This window comes from Chitinophaga cymbidii (assembly GCF_007992715.1).
Classification (GTDB): domain Bacteria; phylum Bacteroidota; class Bacteroidia; order Chitinophagales; family Chitinophagaceae; genus Chitinophaga; species Chitinophaga cymbidii.
In genome coordinates this window covers 1-5,784 of sequence record NZ_BKAU01000011.1, presented here as the reverse complement: position 1 = coordinate 5,784, position 5,784 = coordinate 1, and the positions used below count along the sequence as shown (strand labels likewise).

Annotated in this window: 3 protein-coding genes and 1 pseudogene; all 4 read right to left on the bottom strand. The window is 46.5% G+C overall.

The annotated features are described in order from the left end of the window. Nucleotides 1-483: DUF6443 domain-containing protein (locus CCY01nite_RS26455; RefSeq protein WP_222614510.1), on the bottom strand; the 483-nt coding region annotated here is incomplete at its 3' end. A gap of 14 nt (nt 484-497) precedes the next feature. After that, nucleotides 498-3,806: an RHS repeat protein gene (locus CCY01nite_RS26450; RefSeq protein ID WP_146867587.1), complete on the bottom strand. Its 3,309-nt coding sequence runs from the start codon at nt 3,804-3,806 to the stop codon at nt 498-500. A 10-nt stretch (nt 3,807-3,816) separates the two neighbouring features. Then, entirely contained in the window at nt 3,817-5,073 is a 1,257-nt protein-coding gene (locus CCY01nite_RS26445; RefSeq protein ID WP_146867586.1) for a hypothetical protein, read from the bottom strand. Between the two features lie 11 nt (nt 5,074-5,084). Next, a pseudogene (locus tag CCY01nite_RS26440) lies at nt 5,085-5,784 on the bottom strand (hypothetical protein); the annotation flags it as partial.

Here is a 5,784-nt window from a genome sequence, read left to right as displayed (position 1 = left end):
AGTGCGGCTGTAGTATACGGTATCGCCCAGCACACCAGGGTTCAGCGTGCGGTTATTGTAAAACGCTGCCTGTCCTGCAAAGGGTGAGGTCTTGAATTTCCCGTCGTTCATGTTGCCGGTCTGTGGTACGTAGGGTAGATATTTGAACTGCTCCCGGCCGAAGGCATCATAGATCACCGGCGCCACCAGGTCGCGGCCAGCGGGGCTGATGCCTTTGGAAACGGTTTGCAAAGGGCGCCCCAGGCCGTCGAAGTACTGGGTGGTCTGCCGTACATCCGTGGTGGCGGAGATCACCGACGCAGGGTCTGTCAGTGGCTTGTCTGGCTCCCAGGTACGGATATAGTTGATCGTTGTATTCGTATAGGCGCCAGGGATGGCAACAGGAGTCGCTGACGGTGGATTGATAGTGGGGGTCTGTGCGGATACGCTCATTCCGCCACCGATTAGTAAAACACCTAACAGACTGTTGAATACTTTATGCATACCTGTAAATTGAATCATTGATTGATAGCAGTTTGATAACGATAGTCAAATTGCCGAAGAATTCTGCTGCTCTGGTCTTTCACGAGCTTCAGCCGGCCGAAATCATCATACTCATAGTATGTTGTCCTTCCAGCAGGGTCAGTTTCGCTCGTCACCCCTGTTAAAGGATTATATGTAAACGTCGTTACCTGTGCGTCAGGAAGGTTTGTCCGCAGCTTATTCAATTCCACTCTCAATGCCTGATCATTTGCCGGATTAGCAAGAATGGATTGGGAAACGTGTTGTAAGGCGGAATTATAATCGCCGCCGACTACTTTGGCAACAGGATATTGAGAATGATATCCCCATAAATATGTCTCCTTCACATTCGCTGCCATTTGCTGCTCCAACACGCATCCGTTCGCGCTATACCTGTTAAACAGCACTCTGGTTTCCTCGGGCAGTGTCTTAATTTTTGAAACGATACTCTGAGGAACAAATACATCTGGATGCGGATTGAAAAAATTCTTCCGCGTAAGCACCTGCTGTATATTGTTCTTAAGCGTTATACTTTCAACAACAGGCCCGATGATATGGCGGTTGATCATTTGTTGATAGATATTTCCGGGATCGCGCCCGGCAGTAACCATATCATTGGGATAAAAGTAATTTTGCCTGATGGATTCGTTACGACTATTGAGTGTAATTGAAGATTTCAGATAATAGTAGTCGGAATCATACTGGTATTCCGTTTGCGTTCGCAGCAGTCTACCTGCGGCGTCGTATTCATAGATGTCTTTTCCCACCAGTTCCGCTCTGCCAGCAGCCGGATAAAAACTTATGGACTTGAAATAGACCGGAAACGTCCAATACGGGACGGTAGTACCTTCCATGCTGTTATACCCAAAAAGATATTTGACAGGGGAAATGGAAACTGATCTAAAACTTTCCAAAACAGCAGGATTCTGATGATAGTTATCATCAAGCAACTGATAAGCGTTTACTTCCTTCCGCTGTAGAACACCTGTGCTGTTATACGTTAATATCGAATCAGGCAACCCATTGACCCAGCTTTTATACTCCGGCGGGCCATATGGAAAAGGTTTATTGATGACCACAGGTGCCTGATCAAACGATTTGAAATATGATTCCGTCCAGCCCATGTTCTGATTGTTGGCTGTCACCTTTTTTACAACCCTTTTATACGCAACCGGACTACCATTCGAATATTCCATTGGAAAAACGGTAGAACTGGTACGGACAATAAAATTCGGGCTGCTGGTAGTATATAGTTCAGGTACATGGAGAGTAGCTGGCGGAGATCGCTTGTCAAAGTATAACGTATTAGAATACACAGGGTACATCCCCAGGGTACCCGAGGATGTTGCACCATCCTTCAACAGGTATTCAAACTCCTGCACGGTAACCGGAATGGCCGATCCATCAACATAATCCGATATCTTTCTCACCCTTAAGCCGCCAACATACAATTGAAGGTCTCCCAGCTCATGCGTATGGATAATGGGATCGTTCACATGTACTTCCTTCCACCTGAAATTGACATAAACAAAATAGCTGCTGGTAATGCCTTGCGTAAAGCTAGTGATCGAATATGTTCCTTGCACCAGATTGTTTAGCGTAAATGTGTGGACGGGCTGATGGGATGACGTTGGCGCTTCGAAAGAATGCACATCTATCAATACTCCGGATGGGTTCCTGATCTCAAGTACAACACGACAACCGCCAACGTTATTACAAGTATAACTGGTACTCGGTACCTGTACTTCGATTGCTGTGGCGGTATTCGGATCTCCCTGAAAATCGAAAGTAGTGGTATTGCTGCCCGAACTTGTACAATACACTGTGGTTCCCACCCATTTGAAATATTCCACGGTGGTTGCCGTCGTTCTGGTATCCAGCCTGGGATCAACCGCCCGGTTGGCCTCCATTTCAAAATCAGTATATCCGCCGGTAGGATACTGAATCCGTTTCAAAGAACCTGCTTTAGATCTTTGCGGATCAGTGTGACGATTTCCTCCGCCATATACATGGTATGATCCATAATTTCCACCGGAGCCAACCATCACCGCTTCGGTCGGAATCAACTGCTGAGAGCTGTTAGTATTATAAAATCCCCAATGATCCTGTTCATTTGAAAGCCTTGCAGGCAATGGTATATCATAGGTGAACGCATATCCCGGCTCCGCCGTTTCAGCAGTCCCTGTAAATGGAATTACGTTCGTCAGTGTCGGCCTGTTCAAAGAATAATCATGCATGAGCTTAAACCCGCGCGTAGCACTGCCGCTGGATACATTGATCTTCTTTAGCAAAAAATCACCGTAAGGCTGATCGGTACGTTCGGTTATACTATATGTGAATGATAGCTGTACACCGTTTGGAAAAGTGATATATTTGAGCCGCTTCCCACTTATCGAACGGTTAGCAATAGATGTTGAAAGCCCCCTGGGAGGTATCTCCAATCCACTCTGGTCAGGCAGTCTAAGCACTTCTGATACGCTTTTCCCTGCGTAATAGCTGAACTCCGTGTCATCATAATCAAGAACAATAGAATCTTTCCCTGAAGGCGTCAATATTTTCGTAAGGTACCAGGAGGACGTATACAATGCTGCGGCAGTACCTATCGACTGGTCATGGGTAAGTTCTTCCGCATCGAATATATACCTGAACCCTGATTCATCCCAAATGATAAACTTTGAGATCATCGGGTAGGCGGAAGTGCTTCCCAGCACCTGGGAGATTTCCCTCTCTATCTTTAGCCGCTGCTGATCCAGCATCAAAAAGTTGCCATTCTTTCCATAAACAAACTTTCCGGAGCGGCCGCAAAAATTAAAATTAAACATGTCATTCTGGGAGTCCATCCCCAAATCATACATCTGGTTGAAAGGGCGATTCGCAGGATCAGCCCCCGTATTACCAGCCTCCTCGTCCACTGGCAGCGCAGCTGAATTGATGAAGCCAATGCCATTCATTTCATCATAAATCCCCCGAACTGTTCTCGTCACCACCCCGCCGGCATTCAACGCCCATCCAATACCGACACTGGATGGCATTTCATCTACCCGTACGCCGCCTGCATGATATGCCAATGCCACAGCGAGATTCAACCCCAGGCTTTTATTTTCATAATTATAAACAGGAACATCAATTTGCGGAATGCCGGTAGACGGTCCCACTGGTATATTACCAAACTTTGCGATGGCATATGCGTTCGGTGCCGGTGGACTGATCGTTTCCAATGCCGGATTTAAGGGCTGTGTCTGTCCATACAGCTGCCTGGCGGCCAGGCACAATAAGTAAACGAAAACTATCAATACTTTTTTCATAAGTCGGTGGTTACTTCTTCAACGCCTGTATTTCGCTCGATAAAAGTTCAATCTTCCTATTCAACTCAATGATATACAACATCTGCTCCTCAACCTTCTGCAGCAACAGCCTGTTCATCTCCCCAAGGTCCACCCCTTCCATCGCCACCTCCTTCGCAGAAGGAATATCCGGCAAATGCTTATGCTTCCTCACAAACGCCTCCACCTCCTGCAAAGAAGGCAACTCATACTCCGGCTCAAACACAAAATCCGCCCAATTCGTTTGCTGTGTAACCTTCACCTTCCTGGCGCCAATCGTTCCTTCCACAGCAAGTTTGTATGATCCCGGCGTTGTGGTACCAATGCCTACATTTCCGTTTCCCAGGATGGTCATCCTTCTTGTATAGCTCCCGTCATTACTTGTTACGAAATCGATAAAGGAACCCCAACCTGTGTTGTCTGCTATTATACTAATACCTGCTCCACCTTTTCCCGGCTTTGCATTACGCCAGCCTGCAACAGGATCATCAAAAAGATTCGCTCCGAGGAAAAGCCGCTGCCTCGTATCCGAAGTTTGCACAACGCCTCCGTAACCGGCTCCCATTGGATCACCTAAAAAGATAGCAGAATGATCCCCTTTACTGATATGAAGTCCCGGATTACTGGTTCCGGTAAGCGGTTGAGGAGTTCCTATTCCCACATTCCCGGCGAAGTAACTCGGCGTCGTTCCATTAAAATATGCAGCATTTGTACGCGACATTCCCTGAACGTTTACATAATTATCGATAACCGTTTTAAAACTATGCAAAGGTCCACCGGGCTCCTGGTAAGGAATTGGGTTATGAACACCGTCAAATATCACCGGGAGCACCGGATAATTGGATCGCAGGTAATACGTCGTATTCCCCCGCATCCACACAAGAATGGAAGTGCTGGAATTCGCTACGGACATATCTCTCCACCCTGCAATAAATAAATTTATAGTCGGATTACTGGGATTGGCTTGTTTGATATCCGCATCTATGAAGCTTGATCCATTACCCCACCCTGTAGTATGATACCTGAATGTCGAAATAAGGGACCCTCGCCACAAACTGTCTGTATGCACATTGGTCCGGCCAATTTCCAGTTCGGTGGCTATATTGAAATTCCGGGCGCCGTCGTAAAATTTGACAGGGTAAAATTTGGTATGATCACCTTCTACTTTTATCGTATCGATGATCTGTGCATGTACGCGATCAGCGGCAGTTACGAGAACAAAGAGGAAAAGACAGATAAAATATTTCATAGGTACCAAATCTATTTGTCTTCCAAAGCTTTCAGGCGGTTATTGAGATCGATCACATGCAGCGTTAACTCTTCCACTTTCTGCAGGAGCTTTTTATTCATTTCGCCGAGATCAATTCCCTCGGCCAAAACCTCCTGCTCCGTTGGGATATCCGGTAAATGCCGGTGTTCACGGATGTATTGTTCCAATTCCTGTAAAGACGGCAAATGATAATCCGGTTCAAACACAAAATCCGCCCACGCAGACTGAGTGACCTTCACTTTCCGGGCGCCAATTGTGCCTTCTACTGCCAGCTTATATGTTCCGGGAGCAATGGTTCCAATGCCAATATTTCCATTTGGCCTGAAAGTCATCCATGGCGCGGAATAGGGAGAAAATGCCGTTGTATTACCTCCTATATAACCGTACTGCATAACTGAATCAAGTCCTAACATCCCGAATGCAAAAAGCTTTCCGGTCCCTCCATAAGAAAGACTAAACTCCCTGGCCCATCCGCCGGCAAAATCTATATCTATATTCACACCATAGGGGTAACCACCCGGGTTCGTCAACTTTAGATTTCCACCGTTTATATGCAAGCGCTGGTTTGGCGTACTGGTGCCGATACCAACATTCCCTGAAGAAGGAAAAATGTTCTGGGCACATAGTTGCCCACTACACAGGGAAACAAAAACAATACAGTAAACAAATTTCATAAGGTATATTAACAGG